Origin of the sequence: Methanobrevibacter sp. (genome assembly GCF_045646045.1) — an archaeon.
Classification (GTDB): Archaea; Methanobacteriota; Methanobacteria; order Methanobacteriales; family Methanobacteriaceae; genus Methanocatella.
In genome coordinates this window covers 1-23,466 of the sequence record NZ_JAZRJY010000141.1, presented here as the reverse complement: position 1 = coordinate 23,466, position 23,466 = coordinate 1, and the positions used below count along the sequence as shown (strand labels likewise).

General features: G+C 31.3%; 18 protein-coding genes and 1 pseudogene. 18 read left to right on the top strand and 1 reads right to left on the bottom strand.

Annotation, left to right across the window (positions count from 1 at the left end; all coding sequences use genetic code 11):
* The 8 genes and pseudogenes from ACKI5C_RS09620 to ACKI5C_RS09585 all read left to right on the top strand — a co-directional run.
* Nucleotides 1-216, top strand: a pseudogene (locus ACKI5C_RS09620) (transposase); the annotation flags it as partial.
* A 278-nt stretch (nucleotides 217-494) separates the two neighbouring features.
* Nucleotides 495-5,447 carry a cobaltochelatase subunit CobN gene (locus ACKI5C_RS09615; RefSeq protein ID WP_407432907.1) on the top strand — a complete coding sequence of 1,651 codons (4,953 nt, stop codon included), beginning with the start codon at nucleotides 495-497 and terminating at the stop codon, nucleotides 5,445-5,447.
* 131 nt (nucleotides 5,448-5,578) lie between these two features.
* Nucleotides 5,579-6,289: a DUF2162 domain-containing protein gene (locus ACKI5C_RS09610; RefSeq protein WP_407432906.1), complete on the top strand. Its 711-nt coding sequence runs from the start codon at nucleotides 5,579-5,581 to the stop codon at nucleotides 6,287-6,289.
* 21 nt (nucleotides 6,290-6,310) lie between these two features.
* Complete coding sequence (locus tag ACKI5C_RS09605; protein ID WP_407432905.1) at nucleotides 6,311-6,958, top strand: MotA/TolQ/ExbB proton channel family protein; 648 nt, start codon at nucleotides 6,311-6,313, stop codon at nucleotides 6,956-6,958.
* A gap of 5 nt (nucleotides 6,959-6,963) precedes the next feature.
* On the top strand, nucleotides 6,964-7,302 hold the full coding sequence (locus ACKI5C_RS09600; protein ID WP_296862096.1) for a DUF2149 domain-containing protein: 339 nt from the start codon (nucleotides 6,964-6,966) through the stop codon (nucleotides 7,300-7,302).
* 313 nt (nucleotides 7,303-7,615) lie between these two features.
* On the top strand, nucleotides 7,616-9,427 hold the full coding sequence (locus tag ACKI5C_RS09595; protein WP_407432904.1) for a YhgE/Pip family protein: 1,812 nt from the start codon (nucleotides 7,616-7,618) through the stop codon (nucleotides 9,425-9,427).
* A 101-nt stretch (nucleotides 9,428-9,528) separates the two neighbouring features.
* The gene (locus ACKI5C_RS09590) at nucleotides 9,529-9,846 is read left to right on the top strand and encodes a transcription factor S (RefSeq protein ID WP_407432903.1); all 318 of its coding nucleotides are present in this window, start codon (nucleotides 9,529-9,531) and stop codon (nucleotides 9,844-9,846) included.
* Nucleotides 9,847-9,956: 110 nt separating this feature from the next.
* On the top strand, nucleotides 9,957-10,097 hold the full coding sequence (locus tag ACKI5C_RS09585; RefSeq protein WP_407432902.1) for a hypothetical protein: 141 nt from the start codon (nucleotides 9,957-9,959) through the stop codon (nucleotides 10,095-10,097).
* A 33-nt stretch (nucleotides 10,098-10,130) separates the two neighbouring features.
* On the opposite strand, the gene ACKI5C_RS09580 is transcribed toward ACKI5C_RS09585, so the two are convergent.
* Nucleotides 10,131-11,750, bottom strand: a complete 1,620-nt coding sequence (locus ACKI5C_RS09580) for an ABC1 kinase family protein (protein ID WP_407432901.1) — start codon at nucleotides 11,748-11,750, stop codon at nucleotides 10,131-10,133.
* A gap of 164 nt (nucleotides 11,751-11,914) precedes the next feature.
* On the opposite strand from ACKI5C_RS09580, the gene rbr reads away from it, so the two are divergent.
* The 10 genes from rbr to ACKI5C_RS09530 all read left to right on the top strand — a co-directional run.
* Nucleotides 11,915-12,460, top strand: a complete 546-nt coding sequence (rbr, locus tag ACKI5C_RS09575) for a rubrerythrin (protein ID WP_407432900.1) — start codon at nucleotides 11,915-11,917, stop codon at nucleotides 12,458-12,460.
* Nucleotides 12,461-12,565: 105 nt separating this feature from the next.
* A complete protein-coding gene (locus ACKI5C_RS09570; RefSeq protein WP_407432899.1) occupies nucleotides 12,566-14,134 on the top strand; it encodes a chloride channel protein in 1,569 nt (522 codons plus the stop codon).
* Between the two features lie 168 nt (nucleotides 14,135-14,302).
* Entirely contained in the window at nucleotides 14,303-14,803 is a 501-nt protein-coding gene (locus ACKI5C_RS09565) for a nitroreductase family protein (protein ID WP_407432898.1), read from the top strand.
* Nucleotides 14,804-14,907: 104 nt separating this feature from the next.
* On the top strand, nucleotides 14,908-15,879 hold the full coding sequence (mch, locus tag ACKI5C_RS09560; RefSeq protein ID WP_407432897.1) for a methenyltetrahydromethanopterin cyclohydrolase: 972 nt from the start codon (nucleotides 14,908-14,910) through the stop codon (nucleotides 15,877-15,879).
* A gap of 159 nt (nucleotides 15,880-16,038) precedes the next feature.
* Entirely contained in the window at nucleotides 16,039-16,839 is an 801-nt protein-coding gene (locus ACKI5C_RS09555) for a DUF4013 domain-containing protein (RefSeq protein WP_407432896.1), read from the top strand.
* Nucleotides 16,840-16,920: 81 nt separating this feature from the next.
* A complete protein-coding gene (locus tag ACKI5C_RS09550) occupies nucleotides 16,921-17,472 on the top strand; it encodes a DUF2284 domain-containing protein (RefSeq protein ID WP_407432895.1) in 552 nt (183 codons plus the stop codon).
* A gap of 103 nt (nucleotides 17,473-17,575) precedes the next feature.
* Nucleotides 17,576-18,256, top strand: coding sequence for an NADPH-dependent F420 reductase (npdG, locus tag ACKI5C_RS09545; RefSeq protein WP_407432894.1), 681 nt, complete (start codon nucleotides 17,576-17,578; stop codon nucleotides 18,254-18,256).
* A gap of 31 nt (nucleotides 18,257-18,287) precedes the next feature.
* Complete coding sequence (locus ACKI5C_RS09540) at nucleotides 18,288-18,776, top strand: hypothetical protein (protein ID WP_407432893.1); 489 nt, start codon at nucleotides 18,288-18,290, stop codon at nucleotides 18,774-18,776.
* Between the two features lie 179 nt (nucleotides 18,777-18,955).
* Nucleotides 18,956-19,294, top strand: coding sequence for a heavy metal-binding domain-containing protein (locus ACKI5C_RS09535; protein WP_407432892.1), 339 nt, complete (start codon nucleotides 18,956-18,958; stop codon nucleotides 19,292-19,294).
* Between the two features lie 242 nt (nucleotides 19,295-19,536).
* Nucleotides 19,537-23,466 (top strand): beta strand repeat-containing protein (locus tag ACKI5C_RS09530; RefSeq protein WP_407432891.1); only part of this gene is annotated, 3,930 nt, incomplete at its 3' end.

Below are 23,466 nucleotides of genomic sequence, written 5' to 3'. Positions count from 1 at the left end.
GATTTCATAAGAAAACACATCATCAATCACTTCCACAGATATGTACAGCACTTAGATGATGAAAATATTGAGAAAACATCAAACAAAGTCGAAAATTACTACCGACAAACTAATCCAGAAATAATAAAGAAATTATACAAGTCTAAAAATGGAATTCTAACATTTTTAGACTATCAAATGAAAAATTGGACTGAAAAACATCTAAAAATAAAATAGGCCTATAAAATTTTACAGACTCGTATTTTTTAAATATTTTAAAGCCGCTTCTTGAGTAGACTAATACTTCATTCACTTTTTCTTTTTTTAGTAATACTTTTTTATAGAATTTATGTTAATTAGTAATACTTTGATTAATTTTATTAATAATAACTGTTTAATATAATTATTGAAAGAGATTATTTGATAATCTTTTTCAAGGGGGTTTTAAAATAATTAAGAGTAAAATTGGTACTTTTAATCTCAAAAATATAGCAATTGTAGCTATTTTGATTGTTTTGCTCTTATGTACAATAAATATTACATTCGCTTTGGATAATGATACTATTGTTCAATCAGACAATTCTAATGTTTTAAATCAAGAGTATAATAAATCTATGTTGCTTATAAGTGATAATGGAGGAACAAATATTCTTGATTCAGCGGCAAAGGAAGTATTGAATAATTATTCTAATGTAAATATTCAAGTTAGAAGCTCTAATCAGATTTCTAAAATGGATGAAGCGGAATTGTACACATTAATTGATAAAAGTGATATTGTAATTGCAAATTGGTTAACAACTGATGCGGATTCAGTTTTTACTAATTTATTACTTAAATATCCTGATTTATCAAATAAAGAGATGTTTTTGATATTGGAAACATCATCTTCTTCACAGCTTAAAACATTCAATTTAGTTAAGAATTCTACTATTAATTATCATAAAATCTTCGACGATAGTACATATACAGTAGATTTTTTAAATGAATATTTTCAAACGACAAAAAGAGGTCAACCATATACTTCAGTTTACAGTTATGTTACTTCAGGTAAGGGCAATATAGTTGATTCCAGATTTAATCAGGCAGTTTTATATAAAAATTGCAATGATAAGGAAAATCAAATAAATCAAATATTATGGGCATTAAACACATGCGGTTTTAATTGCCAATATGCCGCTCCGATATTCCATGCATCATATCAATATGGGATATATCGGGATAAGTATATGTCTTTAGATGAATACAAGAAATTATATTTTGATTCTTCAAGAAAATATACTGTCGGTTTACTTGAAAGTAATATGTATGTATCCAGTGCATCTTTAGAACCATATTATGCATTAATAAAATCTTTAGAATCTAAAGGTATTAATGTAATTCCTGTTGTTGCAGCGGGAGGTTCTGATGATCAGCTAAAAGTAATGGTTGAATATTTCACTAATGCTCCTGATTATAAATCATTTTTAGAAAATCCTTCTAATTATGAAAGTTATGTGGATGCAATAATCTCCATGCCTGCATATGGTATTGGGGGAACATTGTTTGATAAAGTAACAGAATATTTTGAAACAGCCGGCGTACAAATATTCAGAGCAGTCCATTCTGATTATGTAAGTAATGAAGAATGGGAGTTAAGTACTACAGGTCTGCCTGGAAACAGAAGTGATAAATGGTGGCATGTAGCTATTGGTGAAGCTCAGGGTATTATTGAGGCTACCTTTGTTGGTGGTGTAACTCATGATATATCAGCGCAAACCGGTACTGAACGCTCAGGATATAAACCTCATGAGATAAATATTGATTTATTAACTGACCGTGTTGTTTCATGGATTGATTTGAGATATACAGAAAATGCGGATAAAAAAATTTCTTTAATTTATTATAATTATCCTCCGGGAAAACAAAATATCGGTTCAAGTTATTTGGACTCAGTAACAAGTATTTATAATCTTTTATATGCTTTAAAAGCCGAAGGTTATAATGTTGGCGAGCTTCCAAATAATGTAAGTGAATTGGAAGATATGATTATTAAATGTGGTATTAATGTAGCTACATGGGCTCCTGGTGAGTTGGAAAAACTAGCCAACCGCTCTAATGTGGTTTTACTCCCGGCTTCCGAATATTTAGAATGGTTTGAAAGTTTAGAACCTATTTCTAAATTGCAGGTTGTGGAAGGTCCTGTTGCATATATTGGTGAATTATCAAGAAATGCAATTGCAATACATTATACCGCTCCAATGGATGAACGTTTATCTGATTGGTATAGTGAAATCATAGCGTTACTGCCGGATAATTATACTTCAAGAGCCGTTCCGATTTTAGATAATATTGTTGCAGCTTTAAAACAGTATTTAAAAACAGGTTTGGAATCAGACTATGCCATTTTCTTAAAATATAAACAGGAATGGTCAGAGTTGGATGTACCTGGTTTAAATGGTTGGGGAGATGCACCTGGAAATATTATGACTATTGAAAGGAATGGAACTCTATACTTTGTAATTCCAGGTTTAACATTCGGTAATGTTTTTATTGGTCCTGAACCTCAAAGAGGATGGGAAGCAGATTCCGATGCATTATACCACAGTACTGCTGTAGCTCCAACACACCAATATCTGGCAGCTTATTATTATTTCCAAGAATATTATTCCTCCGCTATGGTTTTTGTTGGAAGACACGCTACTCACGAATGGTTACCTGGTAAAGAGGTTTTGTTATCTTCAACAGATTACGGATCTATTGTTGTTGGTAAAACTCCACAAATTTATTTCTACATATCTGATGGTCTTGGTGAAGGTATTCAAGCTAAAAGAAGAGGTTTTGCTGTGATGATTTCTCATTTAACATCTCCTTTAGCTTATACTCAACTTTATGGAAATTTAACTTCTTTGGCTAATTTGATTAATGAATATGAAAATGCTCTAAATCAAAGTTCCAAGGATGCACTTATATCTGAAATTAAATATATTGTTGATACAAATAATTATGTTCATTCTATGGGCATAAGCAATGAAACATTCAACAGTTTAACATCAGATGAGTTAGTTTCCACAGTTGATTCTTTCATTAAATCAGTACAGGATGAACTCTATACGTGGGGGTTACATGCATTGGGTCAAAACTGGACTGATAAAGATATCGGTTTATCTGTATCTACTGCATTATCTCAAAAATTCACTTATAATGGTGTAACCACATCATTATATGATGAAATTGCTCAAATAAAATATTCTAAAAAGTATAGTGAACTTAATTCTCTTGAAAGAGATGTTGTAATGAATTTATCTACCAATGTTGTAATTTCTTTAATTTATTATTCAAGTGAAGAAGTTGCACAGGTAATTGGCATAAATTCATCTAGTCTTATTGCAGCATTTGATTATGCAAAATTATATATCTCATTAATTCAATTATCCGCTCAAGAGGAAATTAATTCATTTATAAAAGCTTTAAATGGAGAATATATTGCTCCTGGTCCTGCAGGTGATGTGTTAGATGTTAATTCACTTGAAACAGGAGGAAATTTCTTCCATGATCAGTCTCAAGAACTTCCAACCAAAGAAGCTTATGAATATGGAAGAGTTTTAACATTACTTGCCTTGGAAGGTTTAACAGATGATACGGAAAAACTTGTAATGGGAATCTGGTGTGTTGAAACTGCAAGAGACGACGGTGCATTAGTTTCAGTTGTTTTATATTTACTTGGTATGGAACCGGTTTATTCATCATCTCCAAGTGCTGGTGGATATGTACAAGTTGGTAATGATGAAGACCATGATGATCATGAACATGATGACAAAGAGGTAAGTGTTGGTGTAAAAACTAATATATTACCAAAATATCTTAAATTACAAGAATTAACCCGCCCTGATGGATGGGCTAAAAAGAGAATTGATGTAACAATCATTACTAGTGGTAACTTCAGAGATTTATACTCCACTCAAACTATTCTAATGGATAATGCATTCAGAGTTGCATTAGCCAGATCATATATGTATATTTTAGATAATGATGAATTAATGAGTAGTAAATGGGGTAAAGATATTGAAGAAGGTTTGGATCATGTAATGGCTAGTATTGATTATTATGGTGTTGGTGGAGAAACATTTGAAGAAAATAATGTTGCTAAACATTGGATTAGCGATTTCATCTATTACAAAGAATTAGGTTACAATACCACTACTGCTGCAGAATATGCAATTACCCGTATTTTTGCACCACCTAATGGTGATTATGGTGCAGGAATAGCTAAATCAGTATCTTTAAGTTGGACTTGGAATGAAACTGATGAATTGGCTGAGTTTTATTTAGGCAGAATGGGTAACATGTACTCTAAATTCTATTGGGGTGAAACAAATCCTTTAGTATTTTTAAGAGCATTAAACAATACTAATGATTTAATCGTCAGTCGTAACACTAATGTATATGGCGTTTTGGATAATGATGATTTCTTTGATTATTGGGGAGGACTTTCAATGACAATGGCTTATGTTAATGGAAACACTCCAAATATGAATGTTTTGATGTATGGAAATAAAAATACTCCATATACTACATCAATCGAACAAGCTATTGCAAAAGAAATTCTGACCAGATATTCAAACCCTGACTGGATTAGTGGAATGATGCAAGAAGGTTACAGTGGTGCTAGATATATTTCCAATAAATTCTTGACCGATTTGCTTGGTTGGTCTGTAACAAGACCTGAAGCAGTTTCAAATTATATGTGGGATGATGCATATAATGTTTATTTCAATGATAAATATGGAATAGGTGTTAATGACTGGTTAAGATCTGGAAATAATAATTATGCATTCATATCTTCTGCAGGTACATTATTAACTGCCGCTTATGAAGGCTATTGGAAAACAGATTCAGCTACTTTATCTAATGTAGCTAATCAATGGGCTGATGCCGTAATTACAAACGGTGTTGCATGCTGTGACTGTAGTTGTGGTAATATTGCTATGATGCAATGGGCGGTTGACTTTATTAACCCTGATTTACTTGCAAGATTTGCAGATCAAATCTTCCAGGCAACAAATCATAATTTCTTCAATCCTGCCAACTTCCAGAACAATCCTGATGCTGATAATTCACAGTCTGATGTAGATGAAAATGCAGGCATTAATTCTACAGATGCTAATGTTATATCTAACTCCTCTTCATCAACTATGAAATCTGACAGTTCAACTTCAGGTTCCAATAGGGGTAATACTGCAGTTGGTGCTGGTGAAACATCTTCTCAACAGGCTACTGCTTCCAGCCAATCTGAAATTAACGGTTTGGATAATGCTGGTGATAGCGGTGCTGAATCTTCATCAAAAACTTATGAGGTAGAAAAATCAGTTTCAAGTAGTAGTACAACAACTGAAAAATCTATGTCAATACAATTGCTGATTTGTGTAATTGTATTAGTAGGAATTTTTGCTATAGGATACTTTAGAAATAAAAATGATAATGAATATTAAATTAATTGAATGGCTTTTTGTCATTCTTTTAATTTTTTTATTTTTTTTTCTAAATGTGAATTAATTTATATAGTTAAAAAAATATATAGTAAATTGTAATTGATTTTTAATTAATTATGTGGTGATTTTATATGGATATGATGAGTGTTTTATGGCAATTTGGTATTCTTGCAGCTATTCTTGTTTTTGGTATAAAAGTTGGTTTAGCATCAGGTTTGGCTAATTTGTCAAAAAAATTATTAGCAATAATTTGTGTGGGATATGGTGGTGGAGTTTTATTAATTTCTGCTGTCGCATCTTTATATGCAGAGCAACTCACTCAAGCTATTTATAGTTATAATTCAATATTCTATATAATCATGGCTCTGATAATGATTATTGCAGGTTTATTTACAATAAGGGAATGGAAAGTCCATGATCACAATACAAGTACTGCAACATCTCTTGCGGTTATTGCACCTTGTCCATGTTGTTTTGGATCAATCGTTGCAAGTATTTTGATTGTTGCTCCTACTATTGGTGTCGGTGCTTTCTATTTAAGCTGGTTTGCAGCAGCTGCTTTAGTGGCTGTAATTATTATAGCTTACTTTGCATCCAATATTGTAGTTAAACATACAAGTAAACCTTACCCTATTATTTTAGGAAATTTTATGCTGCTTTTAGGTGCTTACTTCTTACTTTCCGCAATAGTAATTCCGAATATTGCAGGTTCTTTAAGTAAGGATTTCGGTGACTTGGCAATGACCTCACCTGAATCTATTATTGCAGTAATTGTTATGCTAATTGTTTTAGTGGTTATAGGAATATTTTTAAGTAAAAGAAGCAATAGTCTTTTAGAATAATTTGATTATAGGTGATATATAATGAGTATAAGTGTACCTGGTGGGGAATATTTAACAGGTTCTTTAGATGTTATTTCACAAAGTTTAACTATTCCTGTATTGGTTATTCTTTTAATCATTGTGATAATTTCAATTATTACTTTGGGTGGAGCAATATCTGAATATACTTCAAGAAAAAAGGTTCCGGTAGGAACAGTTAGAGATTTAATTTATGCAATTAATTCAGCTGCTTCTATTGATGCATTAATAAGCACAATTGAAAATGCTGAAATTCCAAAAGCTCAGAAAAAAGTTTTAACTGAAATTGCTAGCTCCTCTGCTTTAGATAAAAACTCAAGAGAAGCTTTAGCTCGTAAATTAGTTGAATATGAAGAAGAAAAAATTGACAAAACATTACAAAGAACAGATATTATTACACGTGTAGGTCCTACTTTAGGGTTAATGGGTACTTTAATTCCTATGGGTCCGGGTCTTGCAGCGTTAGGTGCTGGAGATGTTAATACTCTTGCAGAGTCATTAACTCTTGCGTTCAACACAACCATTGTAGGTATTGGTTCAGGTGCTTTATGTTATGTCATTGGTAAAGTTAGAAGCGGTTGGTATGACCGTTATTTATCAGATTTAGATGCTTTATCAGATGCTGTTTTGGATTATATGAATAAGCAGTGATTTAAATGGTTCGTAAAAAACAAAGAAGACGATCTAATCGTGTTGAAGAAGACCCAATGGCTGGTACAGCTAACTTGGTTGATGCTATGCTTGTTATTGCTGTTGGTTTTCTTGTCTTTGTAATCATTAGTTGGAATATGCAATCTATTGTTTTCAATGAAGACATGACACAACAAGAAAAACAGCAAGTAATGCAAACTATTAAAAGTGTTTCAGAGGTTAATCAGGGTCATGAATTAAATGATACGCCTGATACTTCTAATAGCTCAGGTCAGGGTTATACTGAAATGGGTAAAGTATATAAAGATCCTAAGACAGGTAAGCTGATTATGGTGGAGGGTTGAGCCTCTACTTTAAAACTTTTTTTCATTTTTTTTTATATTGAATTGTTTTTTTCTAATTTCAAATAGAAACTCTTTTATAAATTGTTTAACATAGAATTATATGGTGAAAATTTTATCTTTTAACAGATATGCCTTTTTATAGGTTTGATTGTAGTAATTTTATAGTTTATCGTATAGAAATTATTTAACAGAATAACTATTAAATGAGTTGATTACAGTCTAATGTTCTGTAATGTAACTATTATTTTACATCGAGTCTATATTGGGGCATTTGCTTTATAATTTTCATTTTTTTAAGTCTTAGGGGGATATGATGAAAAAAGAGGATATTTTAAAATTTCGTCAAAGTACAAGAAATAATATTTTTGACATTATAAAAACAGATGCCAGATCTACTGTTTCTAATCCCATTGTTGTTATAATTTTAATAGCAATTATAATATTGCCTTCTTTGTATGGCTTAATAAATATTTATGCATGCTGGGATCCCTATGAAAATACTAGTCATGTTCAGTTTGCTATTGCTAATGATGATATGGGCGCCCAATATAATAATGTATCGATTCATGCAGGAAATGATTTAGTTAAAATGCTTAAGAATAACACTGATTTTGAGTGGGTATTTGTCACTTCCGATGAGCTGAGGGAGGGAGTATATAATGGAACGTATTATGCAGGTATTGTTGTTCCCGCTAACTTTAGTGAATGTATTGTGTCGATTACAACCAAAGATCCTCATTCTGCAACATTGGAATATAGGGTTAATGAAAAGTCAAATCCTGTTGCAGCTAAATTAACTGATGCTGCTGCAAAACAAGTATATAATAATATTAATGCAGAGATTGTTACTTTCATTAATTTGGCAGCTTACAATAAACTTGGTGAATTGAAGGATGGATTGGCTTCTGGTGCAAGTCAATTAGCCTCTGGCGGAGGTCTATTATCTGCAGGTGCTGGTCAAGTTGGTGCCGGTGCAGGTCAGCTTGCTAGTGGTGCTAATCAGCTTAGTGATGGTGCTAATCAGCTTTCTGATGGTGCTAATCAGTTGGCTGATGGTGCTGGTCAGGTTGCTGATGGAACTCGTCAGGCATCCACTACAGTTAATCAGGTTACTGGAGATATTTCACAGGTTACGTCTTATGTTAAAAATCACACGTCTTCCCAATTTATAAAGGATGGGATGGATTATATTGATGGACAAACTTCAAACGTTTCCGGAAAAGTAAATCAGTTAGATGATGGTGCTCATCAGGTTGCTGATGGTGCAGTATCTTTATCTGATGGAGCAAATCAACTTGGTGATGGTGTAAATCAATTAAGTCAAGGTTCATTAAGTTTAGCTGCTGGTGCTCAATTACTTGCAAATTCTGCTGCTTCTGCTTTATTTGCTGCATCAAGTTCATTGTCTGGTGCTGCTGGTGGATTAGATGATGTTACAGGTTTAAATGATAGTCAAGTTGGTGATTATTTCTTTGCTCCAGTTAAATTAGATAGGCATGAAGAATTCCCATCAAGTAATTATGGTTCCCAGGTCGCTCCATTTTATTTGGTTTTATGTATGTGGGTTGGTGCATTAATTACTAGTGTAATGTTGAAAACAGGAACAAGTGTAGGTACTAGATTCAGACCTCATGAAATGTATATGGGTAAATTGGCATTATTCTTGGCTTTATCCGTATTGCAGACAACTGTTACAATGGCAGGTTGTTTTGCTTTAGGAATTGACATTCATAATCCATTACTTTTCCTATTCTCGTGTTATGTTGTGGCGGCAGTATTTATGACGCTGATATATTCGTTAGTATCTCTTTTCGGAGTAGTTGGAAAAGGAATTGCTATTGTTTTATTAGTGTTCCAGATATCCGGTACGGGAGGTATTTATCCGATTGAGATTATGAATCAAATGTTCGGATTTTTATATCCGTATCTGCCAATGACGTATGCGATAAATATGGTTCGTGAAGCACAGCTTGGTTTAATATGGGCTAATTATATTCCTGCATTTTTAGTCTTATTTGGATTAGGTATAGTTGTTTTCATTCTATCATTTATCTTAAAACGCAGCTTTGATAAACGTACAAAATATTTCGAAGAAAAATTAGAAGAATCTAATCTTTTTAATTAGGATTATATTTTTTCTATTTTTACTTTTTTTTTTTAAACCGATTATTTTATAAATATCATTTACTAAATTAATACTTACGAATTTTTAATGGTGTTTAAAAAATGGAATTCTGTCCTAAATGTGGTTCGATGTTAATGCCTAAGGATGGCATAATTAAATGTGTGTGCGGTTATGAAAAATCATTGACAAAAAATGATTTGGATGAGCAGTACAAGTTCGAAGGCGAGAAAAATAAAGATTTGGAAGTCATTGTTACTGACAATAATAATGTGGCATTGCCGACAACAAGAATAACCTGCTATAAATGTGGCGGAACAAAGGGTTATTGGTGGACAGTACAAACACGATCAGCTGATGAAGCACCAACTAATTTTATACGCTGTGCAAAATGCGGAAACACATGGCGCAGTTCAAATTAAATAATATTTTTTTGAACCAATATAGATATTCTTGAATATATTTTAAATATTTAAAAAAATATATTAATTTGTATAGATTTTAAAATTTGATTTTTCAGGGAGGTTAAATAATGGAAAGACGTATTGCAGTATTTATCGGTATGATAGTAATGTTTCTTGTATATGCATTGCTTGATAAAAAAGGCAAATCAAAAATTATCATTGGTATATTGGCTGGAACAGTTGTAGCGTTAATTCTTTCTTATATTTAAAAATAAAAAAAGTAGATAATGAAATTAATTCATTTATCTGGCGTATAAATAGTTTATTATTCCAATTAAACCTAAAATAAATGTCACAAAATAACCGAGTACAGCAATCAATGGCATGTCCCATAACATTGGACCTCTTGTTATTGTCATAACCAAAGATGAACTGATTAAAAGAGCAGCTATTATTACAACAAGTGAAAATTTACTTACAATACGGTCAATATGGTCAAGTTCAAATCTTAAACTCATATCTCCATTTTCTATTTTATGGATGGTTCTTACTAGAAGTGGAGCTAAAGATTTAAGCATATTTTTATAGTATAATAAACTACCTTTTTTATCATTAATGAAATTTGAAATATTTACTCTTTCTTTAGCGGTTTCTTTTGCAATCGGTTCAATGGATGCCATAATGTCAACATTAGGGTCCAGGCCTATTGCAACATCTTCAATCATTGATATTGAACGGGCCATTGTAACGAAATCATTAGGAAGAATGATTCCATGTTTTTGCATGAGTGCAAGTAATTTATCCAAAATATCATTCAATCCGCCGACTTCACTATTGAAGTATCTGAAGAATAAATCGCGAAGATCCCGTTTCAAGTCCGTGGTATCCATGTCATAATCAAGGACACCCATATAAATGAATTGGTTGATAACGCCTTTAACGTCTTTTTCTGCAATCAACATAAGCAAATCGCAAAGATTTTTCTTAAAGTCCTCATCAAGAATACCCATTGAACCTAAATCAATATAACATACCACATTATTTTCCAGAATAAAAATATTTCCTGCATGAGGGTCGTCATGATAGAATCCATCAAGCAGGACCTGTTTCATAAATGAATCAAGTACACGCTTTGCAAGAAGTGGTTTGTCGAATTCTTCACTCTCGCTTACAAAAACCTCACTTACCTTGGTACCTTCAATAAATTCCATGGTAAGAACTTTTGTTGTACAGTATTTTGAATATGCTATTGGAATATGGATGCTTTCATCGTCTTCAAAATTTGATGCCAACTGGGTCATGTTTAGTAATTCGTTGATATAATCAATTTCTATATGGATGGAATGGTCAAATGCATCTATAATTCCCGGCAAATTAAATCCTCTTAATTCATCATTATGTTTGTGAACTAATTGGGCAAGATGTTTCATGATAACCAGGTCTGACTCAAGTGTTTCTGTAATTCCTTGCTTTTGGACTTTAACAGCTACTTTTTCACCAGTTTTCAGTTTTGCTTCATGAACCTGTCCAATGGAAGCTGTTGAAAGGCTTTCTTCAGAGAAATATTCGAATATATCTTCAATATTTGCTCCAAGTTCACTTTCGACTGTTTCTTTAATTTCTTCATAGCTAACTGGCGGATTATCGTCCTGCAATTTGGCTAATTCCTTAGCTATTTTCTCTCCAACAATATCCTGTCTTGTACTTAATAACTGTCCTAATTTGATAAATGATGTTCCCAAATCCTGACAAACTAATCTTAATTTAACCGGAAGCTCTGGATCGTTTAAAAGACTGTATTCTTCCTCTTCTTTTGCCGGAAAAATCTTGTTTTTGATGCCTTTGTTTAGAAGTTTACCAAAACCGTATTTTCTCAATGTTGCAGTTATTTCGCGCATACGTTTTTTTGCTTCTCTGTCCATTTAATCACTTTTATATTGATTTTATATTTAACTTATTGATTTTATTTATAATAAATATTGCTAAAACTAAATGAAAAATAAAAAATTATATGATTGAATTTTCAATCGCTAAAAATATATTGGATTAAAATTATAATTAAATTAAAGACTATGAGGTTGAAATTATGGTAGATTTAAAAGGTACAAAAACTGAAGAAAATTTAAGAACTGCACTTGCAGGCGAATCTCAAGCACGTGTTAAATATGAATTTTATGCATCACAGGCTAAAAAGGATGGTTATGTAGAAATTAAGGATATTTTCCAAGAGTCATCAGATAATGAAAAAGAACATGCAAAAATCTGGTTTAAACTGTTAAATGGCGGTAAAGTACCTCCTACAACTGATAATCTTGCCGATGCTGCTGCAGGCGAACATGAAGAATGGACAGAAATGTATAAAAACTTCGCTGCTGAAGCACGTGAAGAAGGCTTAGATGATATTGCAGATTTATTTGATGCTGCTGCAGCTACTGAAAAAGCTCACGAAGAAAGATACAATGCATTGTCTGATAAGATTGCAGCAGGCAAAGTCTTTAAGAAAGATGAAGAAATTGCATGGAAATGTAACAATTGTGGATACATCCATTATGGAAAAGAAGCTCCGGAAGTTTGTCCGTTATGTGATCACCCACAAGCTCACTTCAGAAAAAAAGATGAAAGTTACATCTAATTTTTTTCTTTTATTTTTTTAATTTTACTATTTTTCGCTTTTAAATGTGGCTTGATTTCTCATTATAATAAATTATTTAATTTATAAACATTAATATTATTATTAATGAAAGAAGTGCAAAATACATTTAAATCAATCGTTGAAAACCCGAGACATATTTTTAAACTTACAATACAGGGAATATTGGTCGGAATTTTTTCAGGTTTAATGGTATGTCTCTACAGATTTCTTTTGTATGGCTCAGAAGATATATTAAGAAGCTATTTGACAATTATAAACAGTAATATTTTATACATTGCACTATTTTTCATATTTTTGATTATTTTGGGTTTATTAACTGCTTTTCTGATGCGTTGGGAAAAAGATGCTATGGGAAGTGGTATTCCTCAGGTTAATGCTGAAACTAAAGGATTTTTAGATGTCAACTGGTATAAAACATTGTTTGCTAAAATCGTAGGTGGTGTTTTCACAGCTCTTGGTGGATTGTCTCTTGGTCCTGAAGGCCCGTCTGTCCAGATTGGTGCAATGGCTGGTAAGGGTGTTTCTAAAATATTCAAAGAATCAAAAACTGATGAGCTAAGATTGATTCTTGTTGGTTCTGCTGTCGGTATCACTGCAGCTTTCAATGCTCCGTTGGCAGGTGTTATATTCATACTGGAAGAAATCAATCATGGTTTTGATAAAACTTTGGTTTTTATAGCTTTGGTATCAGCAATTGTTTCTGATTTTATATCAAAAATGATTTTCGGTCAGTCTACAGCATTGACATTTCAAATATCAAACATTCCTCTTTCTTCATACTGGCTTTTGATTTTGCTGGGTTTGATTTTGGGATTGCTTGGTTATATTTATAATGTTGGAATGATAAAAGCAGAAGATTTATGGGCTAAAATACCAAATTTAAGTTTGGAAGTAAAATTCGTTTCTGTATTTCTTGTTTCTGGTGTTATTGCTTTGATAATGCCTGAAATAAGCTGCGGCGGACATTATATGATGGGATTATTTGATGCAACTATTCCTTCTTTAGGTTTGCTTTTAATTTATTTTGTCGGAAAATATATATTTTCCATATTTTCATTTTCATCAGGTGCTCCTGGAGGCATATTTTTACCTATTTTGGTTTTAGGAGCTTATATTGGGGCTATTTTTGCATCAATATTCATTCCGATTTGCGGTCTTGAAAATCTATTGGTTTATAAGTTTATTATTATTTCAATGGCGGGATTTTTCACAGCAACAGTCAGATCACCTATTACAGGTATTGTTTTAATTTCTGAGATGAGCGGATCAACTGAATCATTGGTTGCAATGCTTGTTGTCTGCCTAATAGCATATATTGTACCGACACTTCTTGGTAATGAACCGATTTATGAAGCTTTACTGGATAGGTTATTGGAAAAACGTCAGGAAAAATTCACTCCCGAACCTTCAAGACATGTTTTGTCTGAGTATATGGTTCCTTTGGACTGCAAATACATTGATGTTGAAATTCAAAACATTCCATTTCCTAAAAATTCAATTGTAGTGTCTGTTATTCGAAATGGCAGTTATGTTATTGCAAAAGAAGACTTTAAAATAAATTATGGTGATCAAATTCATATTTTGACTGATGTCAATGATTTTCCATATGCCAACCGTGAGATAGAAGAGATTATTAACGGTAAAAAGCATTAATTATCCACATGAGTTAATGTAAATCATGCTGATTTTTCAATACAATCAAGATTATTGATTTTTTCTTCAAATAGAATGGAGTTTTGTCATTAGCTATTGGAATTATGAATCAAGCATTTCATTTCCTTAATGGAAATAGACTTAAAGATAAAGGTATAATTATTAATCATGAATCCGATTTTTAAAAGACATTCAATTAGAAAATACAGTGATGTTGAAGTTACAGATGAACAGATTGGAAACCTTCTCAAGGCAGGTATGCAGGCACCTTCTGCATGTAACCAGCAGGCTTGGGAATTCATTGTTGTTAAAAATGAAAAAGATAAGAAAGCTATTTCTGAAATGCATAAGTTCGCTAAACCTGCAGCTGAAGCTTCAAGGTTGATTGTTGTTTTAGGCAATTTGAATGAAGCAAAAATAGAATCTATGATTGAACAGGATTTGGGTGCATGCTGTGAAAATATACTGCTTCAGGCAACTTATGAAGGTCTGGGTGCAGTGTGGTTGGGTTTTCATCCGATAGAAGACCGCAGTAAAAAATTGATGGATTATTTAAAAATCCCCGATAATTGCATTCCATTTGCTGTGATTTGTATTGGGTATCCTGCATTGGAAAGTAAGCCTAAACTGAGATTTGATGAATCAAAAGTACATTTCGATAAATATTAATTATATCTATGTTAGAAATTTTTAGGCAAATATAAATAATAATAAAACAATAATTTTAAATAATAACTTACATTGTAAGTTTAATATTTATTCGAGGTTAAATGATGGTAAGTGTAAACTTAGAAGCTAAAAAAACCGTAGATGTAATGATTGAAAAAGCAGATGCATTAACCATCGCAGTATCTACTTTAGATAACGGTGCTACCGTTTTAGATTGTGGTGTAAATGTAGATGGAAGTTTTAAAGCAGGTGAACTTTATACTAAAGTTTGTCTTGGTGGACTTGCAGATGTTGGAATTTCAATTCCTGGAGACTTGTCTGAAAAATTCGCACTTCCTTCTGTAAAAATTAAAACCGACTCCCCTTCTATTTCAACTTTAGGTTCTCAAAAAGCAGGTTGGTCTGTTAGTGTTGGAGATTTCTTTGCATTAGGTTCTGGTCCAGCTCGTGCTATTGCTTTAAAACCGGCTGAAACTTATGAAGAAATTGATTATGAAGATAAAGATGCTGATTTGGCTATTTTAACTTTAGAAGCTGATGTATTGCCTGGTGAAGACGTTGCACAATACATTGCTGATGAATGTAATGTCGACGTTAAAAACGTTTACTTGCTTGTAGCTCCTACTTCTTCATTAGTTGGATCTATTCAAATTTCCGGAAGAGTTGTTGAAAACGGAACTTATAAGATGTTGGAAGCTATTAAATTTGATGTAACAAAAGTAAAACATGCTGCAGGTATTGCTCCTATCGCACCAATTGATCCTGACGGATTAAAAGCAATGGGTAAAACAAATGACGCTGTTTTATTCGGTGGAAGAACTTACTACTATGTTGAATCTGATGAAAATGATGACATTGCTGATGTTGCTGCAAAATTACCATCATCCGCAGCGGATGGATATGGAAAACCATTCTTTGATGTATTTAAAGAAGCAGAATTCGACTTCTATAAAATAGATAAAGGAATGTTTGCTCCAGCTGAAGTTGTTATCAATGATTTAACTACTGGAAATATATATAAAGAAGGATTTGTAAATGCAGATTTACTTAAAAAATCCTTTGGTGTAGATGAATAATTTTAATTAGCTATTTTTTGATAGCTATTTTTACTTTTTTTTTACTTTTTTTTATTTTTTTTACCAAATTTTGTATTTTTTAACTATAACTTTTATATACTAGTTATTTGTAAAATATAATTAACTCTTTTTGAGTATAAATTTAGAAGGTGTAAAATTATGGAATTTGGAGAAATATTTACAAATGCTTTAAAATATCCATTTTCAGAATATGAAAAATTATTGATTTTGGGTGTTGTACTTTTAGTATCTAGTGTACCGGCTATACTTGCAATGTTTGGTTTTTATAATAGTACCTTTTCAACAGTATGGTCAATTATCAGTATTATAATTGGTATATTAACTTTAGGTTATGGATTGAGTGTAAAAAGAGAATCTATTAGTTTGAATGATGAAATTCCCGCTTTTGATTGGGTTAATAACATAGTTGATGGTATTAAATCATTTATCGTTACATTCGTTTACTATATAGTTCCTACTGTTATTGTATCTTTCCTTGGTTTTATTTCATTAGGATCAGCTATTAGCACTCTTCCAAAATCTTCTCTTACTGCTATTAATAATGCCACTACAGCAACTGCTGCTTTAAATGCAATCCCTCCTGAAACATGGGCTGCATTAGGTTCCGGTTTTTCAATTGTCGCTGTTGTTGCTATTATATTATTTATAATATTTGGTTTATTTGAAACAGTTGCAATATGTAGATTGGCTAAATATGGTACTTTTGGTGAAGCTTTTGCTTTCGGTCAAATAGTCGATGATATCAAACAAATAGGAGTATTAAGATTAATAGCATTTTTCATTGTTTTAGCATGTATTTCTGCTTTAATAGGCTTGGTTATTGGTTTAATTACATTAATACCATTTGTTGGTATAATTGTTGCATGTTTAGTTGGACAATCATTTGTTTTATTATTTACTAATAGAGCTATTGGTTTATTATACTCTGATGTTGAATAAACCTAAACTCTTTTTTCTTTTTTTTATTCATTTTTTTCTATTTAGAAATATTTATTAACATTTTTTTTAAAATATTTAAACATGAAGGGAATTAGTAAACTCACTGCTGATGTGGATGTTGCAGAGTTTGTTGAAAGATATGTGGATGTTGAAAAATTTCAAGGACTTTGTAAGGATTGTGAAGATTATGAAAAAAATTGGAGTTGTCCTCCTTTTGATTTTGATGTAATGGATGTTTGGAATTCTTATGATAAGTTTAAACTCATTGCATTTAAAATTGATTTTGATGATGATGAATTATCAAATGAATATTCCGATAAGGAACTTGATTTTATTTTAAAAAGATTAGAAAGGATGAAAATTAAATTAATGAATGAAATTTATGTTCTGGAAGATGAAAATTCCTATGCTTTGTTTTTAGGAAAATGTAATCTGTGCATGAAGTGTACCCGTGAATTTGGCATGCCCTGTAAAATGCCATTTAAAATGAGGTATTCCATTGAATCTTTAGGTGGAAATGTAGATCAATGTATTGAAGATATATTTGGCTTTGAAATACAATATGCACAAAACAACCGCCTGCCTGAATACTTAATTTTTGCTGGCGGATTATTGTATGAAAAAAAAGAGTGAATTATTATTAATCATATTATTTTTTGTATAATGTTATTATTATTTCTGAGTTAATTAATAACAATTTTATACAAGTATTTATAAATTATTAAGTGGTGATAAAATGAAAGTTAGTATTATTGGTGGAACCGGTCCTCAAGGCCTTGGTATTGGTGAAAGATTGGCAATTGAAGGTGTTGATGTTATAATTGGTTCTAGAAAAGAAGAAAAAGCTTTAGAAGTTGTTGAACAAGCAAAAAAAGATTTAGCTGACTATGATTTATCAACTATGTGTGGTATGGCAAATGAAGATGCTGCTCGCGAAGGTGACATTTTAATCATCACAGTACCTTTGGCTGCACAAAAACCAACCGTTGAAGGAATTAAGGAATTCTGTAAAGATAAAATTGTTATGGATGCAACAGTACCATTGGAAACTGCTATTGGTGGAAAACCATTCAGATTTATTGACTTGATGGAAGGATCTGCTGCTGAAAGAACTGCATCTATCCTTGAAGGAACCGGTGCAAAGGTAATCTGTGCTTTCTGTAATATTTCAAACTCTCACTTATCCAATATTCCTGCTGAAATTGACTGTGACTGTTTAATTGCCGGTGATGATAAGGAATCCAAAGAGGTTGCTGCAGAACTAATTAATAAAATACCTGGAATCAAAACCATTGACTGTGGTATTTTAGAAAAAGCAAGAATAATTGAAAAAATCACTCCATTATTAATCGGATTGAACATTAAATATAAATCCCATTATGGTGGTTTAAGAATTACTGGAATTAACTTTGATTAATTCTACTCTTTTTTTTATTTTTTTTGATAAAATGGATGAATTGGAAAGTTTGATTGGAAAATCTATTTCTGAAATTGATAGTGAAATTATTAAGTCATTAGAAAGCATTGATTTTAAGGTAGCTATCCTGGAATACAAATATAAGAACTGCGGTCAGAGATATCCCATACATCCATTTAAATTGGATATTATTGATTATAATAATGTCATTTCATTTGATGAACTGATTTATTTTAGAAAAATATTTATTTTCTGGCATTTTCAAGGCCAAATTACAGATATTGAAGTATTTGACATTACTTCGGATTTGGATAATTTAAAAGCAGATTATGATTTGATTTCAGGCAAAATCAAAAATGGTAATGCCTGTAACTTGCGCCAGGGCGATACTAAGTTTTTAGCTGCAAAACGATTAAATGAAACCATTGTTTTAAATGATAAATCGGTAAATATTAGAGAATTCGTTTTAAAAAAGTCCTATCTTCAAAAAATTTTAAATGAAATTAAATTCAATTATTAAAGAGCATGACAAGATAATTATATTATTGCAGTTGTAATGCTTCTTATATGATTATTTGTTATCCTAGATATGGTTTTGCTGTAGTTTTCCTCTTAAATGATACATTTAGGTAATTTGTAAAAAAACTTTATAAACTATAATTTTTAAAATATTTATCATTGAATTAAGCATGTGAAAATATGGTATCTGTAAATGAATTTCCAATATCAAGTGCAAATGATATTCCAGGATTTAGAATTGTTGAAACTAAAGGTTTTATTTATGGTTTAACTGTTAGAAGCAGAGGTGCCGGTGGTCAAATCGGTGCTGGAGTCAAATCCATTTTCGGTGGTGAAATCAGACAGTATGTTACTATGATGGAAGAATCCCGTGACGAAGCATTAACTAGAGCAATTGAACATGCAAAAGAATTAGGCGCAAATGCTATTGTGGCTATCAGATTCGATTCAAATGAAATTTCTCAATCAATGCAAGAAATCTTAGTTTACGGAACTGCTGTTGTTGTTGAGAAAGAATAGGGATTTTTCTCTATTACTTATTTTTTTGATTTTAGATAGAAAATCAAACTGTCACATATCTTATTTCAAATTAAGAAATCATTCAATTTTTCTTGATATAATTTTTTTTAGAAAATCTTTTTTATTTAAAATGACAAAAATATTTTTCATAATAATGTTTGTTATTTCATGTTGTTGGAAAATTAAATCCAATAACATTAATGTTAAATATTGTTATTATTAAAAAATAGGATGGACATATCATGAAGTCGAAATATATTTTTAGTTTATTCTTAATCATGTTTTGTTTAGTCTCTTTAGCTAGTGTGTCAGCTAGCGAAGATTTTAATCAAACAATTGGGGATAATGTTGATATGATTTCAGATGTCTCCGGAGGTACTTTGGGAGTATCTTTGGATGATGTAAGTAATGATACATTATCCGTATCAAATGATGAACAAATTTTGGCTGCTGGTAATAGCTGGTATGTAAATGCCAGCAATACTGGTGCTGATAGAGATGGATCACAAAGTAATCCATTCAATAATTTAAATGAAACCTTTAATTCTCCTAATCTTAATGATGGGGATACAATTTATATTGCTGGTGGAACATACACCGGTGAGAATAATACAAATTTGGTAATTAATAAAAAGTTGAATCTGGTTAACTGGGGAAACGATGAAGTAATATTTGATGCTCAATATTTAAGCAATATTTTTACTATTAATGTAAATGAATTTAATGTTACAGGAATAACCTTTAAAAATGGAAATAATACTAATCCAGGTTCTTTTGGTGGAGGAGCACTTTATTTCTCTTATGGTTTAATAAATAGTCACATTGATGCAACATTTATTAATAATACCGTAACGGTTAATGAGTTTAATGCCTGTATTGGTGGAGGTGCAATTTGTTTTATGGGTAATGTTGACAATTGTACATTCAATAGTAAATTTGAGGATAATAGTATGGTATCTACCATTGCACATTCAGAATTTGATGCTGTTGGTGGTGGTGCTATCTGTTTTATTGGTAATGTTACCAACTCTATTTTTAACAGTGAATTTATAAATAATACCTTTTTATCTGATAAATACTCTTTTTGTAATGGTGGGGGAGCTATATTTTTCGCACGAAAAGATACTAAAGTTAAAAATGTTACTTTTAATGGAAAATTTATAAATAATTCCGTTAACGCCCCTAATGCTTGGGGTGGTGCAATTGATTTACTGAGTGAGGTTATAGATTCCAATTTCAATGCTGAGTTTACAGGTAATTATATAAATGGTGATGATGGTGCAGGTGGTGCAATTGCTATTCTTTCTAACATAATCAATACTAATATAGGGGGTATTTTTAAAAATAATACCATAATTTCCACTACTAATTATTACCTTTATGGTGGTGGTGCAATTTATTTTTATCCTTCTTTATATAAATCCAATATTACTGGTGTTTTCATAGGCAATAATGCATCTTTTGGTGGTTCACTTTATTTTAGATCAGCATCTGACGTTAATAAAATTAATGCTACTTTTATAAATAATACTGCATATGATGGTGGTGCAGTTTATTATGTGGATACTTTTACTAATACTAATATCAGTGGAAGATTTATAAATAATAATGCTGCTAATGATGGTGGTGCCATTTTTATTAAAGAAGTTTCTTTCTTTGTCTCTATAGTAGACTCTGTTAATATTGATGTGGAGTTTATTAATAATTCTGCTGTTAGGTATGGTGGTGCAATCTGTATTGCAAAGAGTATTGAAAATTCTAACATTTCAGGTACTTTTAAAAATAATACAGCATCTATGGGTGGTGCAATTTACTTAATTAACTCTAGAAATAATAAGTATAGAGGTAATTTTGAAAATAACACTGCTAATGGTGAAAACAGTAATGGTGGAGCTATTCATATTTCTGAATCAGTTAGTGATGATATTGACGGTGATTATGTAGCCAATCATATTTCAGGTAGTGGAGATTCAATTAGTGGTGGTGCTATTTATATATTAAATCTGGAAAATACCAATATTTCTGGAAGTTTCATTAATAACTACGGGCCAGTGGATCTCTCTCAAGATGGTGCAATTTCTATGGGTGGTGCAATTTATATAGGGAATGCTAATAATTTAATTTGTGCTGCTGATTTTGTAGGAAATGTTGCATATCAGGGTGGAGCATTAATGATTTATCCTAAAAATACTGATGCTATTAATATTAATTTGATGAGTAATTTCACTGATAATAAGGCAAATGAAGGTGGAGCTGTTTGTGTTATAGGTACTATTGAAAATGCTGAAATTTCAGGGAAATTTGAAAATAATTCTGCTGATTCAGATGGTGGCGCAATATATATTCGTGCTGATTTGATTAATGCCAATATTGGTGGAGAATTTAATAATAATTCAGCAAATAAAGGGTTTGGTGGTGCAATTGAGATTTATTCCCGTGGTGAAAATATAAATGTCACTGCTAATTTTAATGATAATTTTGCTGCTAATTATGGTGGTGCTATTTTTATCGGTGAATCTATTAATAATAAAATTATTTCCAATTTCACAAATAATTATGTTAAAGGTAATGAAGGTTGTGGTGGTGCAATTGGTGTATGGGAGATGGATGGCACTGTAATAAATTCCAATTTCACAAATAATTCTGCTGTTAAATATGGTGGTGCAATATTTGGTTGGCCAGATTATTATTTCTCTAATAATAATATTTCAGGTAATTTTATAAATAACTCCGCTAAAAACTTTGGTGGTGCTATTTGTGTTATGGGAGATGTAGATTGTTCTAATAACAAAATCAATGCTAATTTTATAGGAAATAAAGCTCCTAATGGTGCTGCAATTGTTTTAGATGTAAATTCTGTTAATAATGAAATAAATTCTAACTTCATAGGTAATTCCATAGGTAATTCTGCTAATAATGGGGCTATTATTTCTATTTATGATAATAGTCAGGATGATTCAATATTTAATTCATTATTTGTAAATAATACTGCAAATTCAATTATTTATGTTGAAAACGGTAATACTAAAATATATGATAATATTTTCTTGAATAATGAGAAGGATTATGATATCGTTTCCAGTATTGTTAATAATGATATGTTAAATGTTACTAATAACTGGTTTGGACATAATGCAACCAATTATGAAGACGGACCAAGTATAGATGGACCTATGGTCTGTGATGTATGGTTGTTCTTAAATGCTACAGCCAATCCTGAATCAATTACCTATTTGGAAACATCTGAAATTGCATTTAATTTATTCGTGTACAATAATAAAACAGGATCTACTGATGAAAAATATGATGATACTCGATTAGAACCGGTTAATTTAACAATCACTTCAACTAATGGTGATGTTGATAAAAAAACCGCTAAATTTGGTGATATATTAAAATTCACTCCAACTTTGTGTGGAACTGGTAGTGTAACTGCATCTGTTGAAGATGCTTATGATACTATTGAATTGGAAATCACTAAAGTTGACCCGGGATTATCTGTGGTAGTTGATCCTTATGAGATTGATTATGGTGATAATGCAACTATTAATCTTTCTTATAATGAAAATGCAACAGGAACAGTTAATATAACATTAATTGGTGAAAAGCAAAATTATACATTTACAGACATTCCTTTAAACGAAACAATTACCATTTCTGATACTATAATGCCTGGTGAATATAAGGTATCTGTTTCATATTCTGGGGATGACAACTTCAATAATGTAACTAAAAATAGTGAAGATAATTTAATTGTCAATGACATTGAAATTTTGGTTGATAGTTTAACTAAGTATTATCATGGAAAAGAAGCATTAAATGTTAGTGTAGTTAATAGTAAAGGAAATCCTAGTCCAAATAAAACAGTTGAAATTACTATCAATGGCGTAACATACAATAAAACTACTGATGAAAATGGTAATGCTGTATTAAACATTAATTTGAATCCTGGTGAATATCCTGTAACCGTTGCTTTTAAAGACAAGTCAGCTAATGCAACTGTTACTGTTTTATCTACCATTAATGGTACCGATATTACTAAAGTTTACGGTGATGGAACAACCTATGATGTAACTGTATTGGATAGTGAAGGTAACTATCTTCCGGAAGGAAGTATTGTCACATTCAATGTTAATGGAAAAATAAGTAATTCTACTGTTTATGGTGATAAA

What these genes read in the sequence shown, in the direction of transcription:
- ACKI5C_RS09610 (WP_407432906.1), top strand. Translation starts at nt 5,579, where the DNA reads ATGGATATGATGAGTGTTTTATGGCAATTTGGTATTCTTGCAGCTATT.
- ACKI5C_RS09605 (WP_407432905.1), top strand. Translation starts at nt 6,311, where the DNA reads ATGAGTATAAGTGTACCTGGTGGGGAATATTTAACAGGTTCTTTAGAT.
- ACKI5C_RS09600 (WP_296862096.1), top strand. Translation starts at nt 6,964, where the DNA reads ATGGTTCGTAAAAAACAAAGAAGACGATCTAATCGTGTTGAAGAAGAC.
- ACKI5C_RS09595 (WP_407432904.1), top strand. Translation starts at nt 7,616, where the DNA reads ATGAAAAAAGAGGATATTTTAAAATTTCGTCAAAGTACAAGAAATAAT.
- ACKI5C_RS09590 (WP_407432903.1), top strand. Translation starts at nt 9,529, where the DNA reads ATGGAATTCTGTCCTAAATGTGGTTCGATGTTAATGCCTAAGGATGGC.
- ACKI5C_RS09585 (WP_407432902.1), top strand. Translation starts at nt 9,957, where the DNA reads ATGGAAAGACGTATTGCAGTATTTATCGGTATGATAGTAATGTTTCTT.
- ACKI5C_RS09580 (WP_407432901.1), bottom strand. Translation starts at nt 11,750, where the DNA reads ATGGACAGAGAAGCAAAAAAACGTATGCGCGAAATAACTGCAACATTG.
- rbr (WP_407432900.1), top strand. Translation starts at nt 11,915, where the DNA reads ATGGTAGATTTAAAAGGTACAAAAACTGAAGAAAATTTAAGAACTGCA.
- ACKI5C_RS09570 (WP_407432899.1), top strand. Translation starts at nt 12,566, where the DNA reads ATGAAAGAAGTGCAAAATACATTTAAATCAATCGTTGAAAACCCGAGA.
- ACKI5C_RS09565 (WP_407432898.1), top strand. Translation starts at nt 14,303, where the DNA reads ATGAATCCGATTTTTAAAAGACATTCAATTAGAAAATACAGTGATGTT.
- mch (WP_407432897.1), top strand. Translation starts at nt 14,908, where the DNA reads ATGGTAAGTGTAAACTTAGAAGCTAAAAAAACCGTAGATGTAATGATT.
- ACKI5C_RS09555 (WP_407432896.1), top strand. Translation starts at nt 16,039, where the DNA reads ATGGAATTTGGAGAAATATTTACAAATGCTTTAAAATATCCATTTTCA.
- ACKI5C_RS09550 (WP_407432895.1), top strand. Translation starts at nt 16,921, where the DNA reads ATGAAGGGAATTAGTAAACTCACTGCTGATGTGGATGTTGCAGAGTTT.
- npdG (WP_407432894.1), top strand. Translation starts at nt 17,576, where the DNA reads ATGAAAGTTAGTATTATTGGTGGAACCGGTCCTCAAGGCCTTGGTATT.
- ACKI5C_RS09540 (WP_407432893.1), top strand. Translation starts at nt 18,288, where the DNA reads ATGGATGAATTGGAAAGTTTGATTGGAAAATCTATTTCTGAAATTGAT.
- ACKI5C_RS09535 (WP_407432892.1), top strand. Translation starts at nt 18,956, where the DNA reads ATGGTATCTGTAAATGAATTTCCAATATCAAGTGCAAATGATATTCCA.